The organism is Ruegeria sp. CDSA141 (assembly GCF_059612005.1).
Map to the genome: position 1 here is coordinate 1 of NZ_JBXWPT010000045.1, position 2,808 is coordinate 2,808.

Sequence of the window (2,808 nt, forward strand, 5' to 3'; positions counted from 1 at the left end):
CGCTTGTCGCTTTGATGAGAGGACTTCTCCTATGAACGAGCTAGTCAGAAAGTCAATTGCGGTTTTCGCCCGGCCTTTCAGTGTGCCTGGCTTCGACGAGACGCTTCCGGCAGGAGAGTACGATATTGAAACGGAACTGTCTTCACCGCCCGACCATCTGCACCCGGAAGTCTGGAAAGCATCTGTAGCGGTGAGACTGCATTCTCGGTCATCCCACCCCGGCCTGGCGAGAACCTTGACCGTTTCACTGGCCGACCTCGATGACGCCCTGGCAAAGGACAAGCTGACCGGAAAAGATCTGGCAGAACTTTTCCTGGAAGAGATGCTCGCAGACCCGATGGTTCGGCTGGTGATGGAGGCCGACGGTGTTTCCGAGATGCAGCTTCGGCATCTCTACGCGGGCGGGCGCGCATCTCAGGCGGACAAAGAGGCACGGGATGCGGATACAACAGGTACATCGCCACAAGAAAACTCACAAATACAGGCTGCGGAGAACGAAGGAATGCCGACACAGAGGGAATAAGACACGTGGATCTACCCCGCCGACCGCCAGGGTCTGCGCCGGGTGCCGGTTCGCACGAGCAAGGGAGAAAACGATATGCCCGACCAGAACGGCGGCCCGGAAGACCGTGGGCCATGGCAAAGCAAACAGAAGAGCAATCCTCCCGAGATTGACGATCTTCTTCGTCAAGGCCGCGACCGCCTGAGCGGATTACTCCCTGAAGGGCGGCCGCCTCTGAGAGGGGTACTGGTTGCAGGAGCGATAGTCTTGGCGGCGGTTGCAGCCTGGTCTTCTTATTACACAGTCCCGAGCGACTCGGTCGCCGTTGTCCAGCGTTTTGGCAAATACACTGCTGAGGTTTCGCCTGGCCTGCATTTCAAATTCCCGTTTGGCATCGACGTTGCCACACTGGTGCCCGTGAAACGGCAACTGAAGCAGGAATTCGGATTCACCACGCCGGGCAGGAGTGATCCCTTCCAAAGCCCGTCAGACGGCCGACGTGAAACCGAAATGGTCACGGGAGATCTGAACGCCGCGCTTGTGGAATGGGTGGTGCAATACCGGATCTCGGATCCCCTGAAGTTTCTGTTCGAGGTACGCGAGCCAAGCGCGACTTTGCGTTACGTCTCTGAGTCGGTGATGCGCGAGGTCGTTGGAGACCGCACGGTTGACGAGGTCATCACCATCGGCCGGCAAGAGATCGAGAGCGAGGCACTTTTTAAGATGCAGGCTCTGTCCACGAAATACGCCATGGGCATCAGTATCGACCAGGTGCAGCTGAAGAACATCAACCCGCCGGGGCCTGTTCAGGCGTCATTCAATGAGGTCAACCAGGCACAGCAGGAAAAGGAACGCCTGATCAACGAGGCGCGCCGCGAGTACAACAAAGTCATTCCGCTGGCCGAGGGCGAGAAAGATCAGCGGATTCGAGAGGCTGACGGTTATCGCCTGAAACGCATCAACGAGGCGGAAGGCGACGCTGCGCGGTTCACCGCGCTTTTGGCCGAATACGTCAAGGCACCAGAGGTCACGAGGCGGCGGATATACATAGAAACCCTCCAGGATGTTCTGCCCACAATCCTGTCAAAAATCATTGTCGAAGGATCGACTACGAGCATCCTGCCGCTTTTGAACCTGGACAGGCTTCAGGAGGACCCGTCATGAGCATCAGACTGGGTCTCATTGCAGGGATTGCGGCTGCAGTTGGCGTGATTGCCTCCGGTTCCCTCTACACAGTTGGCGAAGTCGAACAGGCCATTATCACCCAATTCGGCAAACCCGTGGGAGAACCAGTTATAACGGCCGGCTTAAAGCTAAAGCTGCCCATCGTTCAGGAAGTCAACCGGATCGACCGCCGGGTTCTTGAGTGGGATGGCAATCCGTCCGACATGCCCACCAAGGACAAGCTCTACATTTCCGTCGATCTTTTCGCCCGCTGGAAAATCACCGACCCGTTGCAATATTTCCTGCGGCTGCGCGATGAGCGCAGCGCGCAATCCCGACTAGACGATATTCTCGGCAGCGAAACCCGCAATGCCGTCGCCAAACACGAGTTGATAGAGATTATCCGGACTACGAAAGGCCGGATCCCGCTGCGGGACACGCTTCTAACCGATGAGGAGCGTGCGCAGGACATAGGTTCTCTGGTTCCTATCCAGAAAGGCCGCGCACTTGTAGAACAGGAGATTTTCGCAGCCGCCTCAGAGAAGGTTCGTGTATTTGGGATCGAGCTTCTCGATATCCGTTTCAAGCGGATCAATTACAATGAGAGTGTGCGTCCGAAGATCTATGACCGCATGATCTCCGAGCGTCGCCAGATCGCTGAACGTTTTCTTTCCGAAGGCAATGGCGAAGCCGCACGAATTCGCGGCAACCGGGTTCGCGATCTGAACAAGATACAATCCGAAGCGTATCGCGCCGTCGAGGAAATCCGCGGCGTGGCTGACGCCTCGGCGGCTGCGATCTACGCAAAAGCCTACAACATCGACGCCCAAGCAGCCGAATTCTATGCGTTTACCCGGACAATGCAGGCCTACAAGGACATGATTTCAGGCGGAACGACGCTGGTCCTGACAACGGACAGCGAACTTTTCAGGTTTCTGAGAGGAATGGAGGTCGGAGAGCCGTCTGGAAGTACGTCTCCTCTCCCTCCCGGCCTGACGGCTGCGGCCGAACGCTGATGAATCGGAGGCCAAAGAGATGACGGTTGAACCGGTGGATTTAGACGAAAAGCGAAGCGCCGAACGCCAGATTGCGACCGACACCCGTTGCCGCAAACGCGGTGTTTGGGAGCAAACGTCATCCAC

The 2,808-nt window shown here is 57.1% G+C and carries 3 protein-coding genes; all 3 read left to right on the top strand.

Going from position 1 to position 2,808, the window contains the following annotated elements:
- A partial coding sequence (locus AC2FLP_RS21975; RefSeq protein WP_496686524.1) for a hypothetical protein occupies positions 1–523 on the top strand: 523 nt, incomplete at its 5' end.
- 75 nt (positions 524–598) lie between these two features.
- Positions 599–1,666 (top strand): FtsH protease activity modulator HflK, encoded by a 1,068-nt coding sequence (hflK, locus tag AC2FLP_RS21980; protein ID WP_496686527.1) that lies wholly within the window; start codon positions 599–601, stop codon positions 1,664–1,666.
- Positions 1,663–2,682, top strand: a complete 1,020-nt coding sequence (gene hflC / locus AC2FLP_RS21985; protein WP_496686529.1) for a protease modulator HflC — start codon at positions 1,663–1,665, stop codon at positions 2,680–2,682. Before hflK ends, hflC begins: the two co-directional genes overlap by 4 nt.
- Positions 2,683–2,808 lie beyond the last annotated feature (126 nt).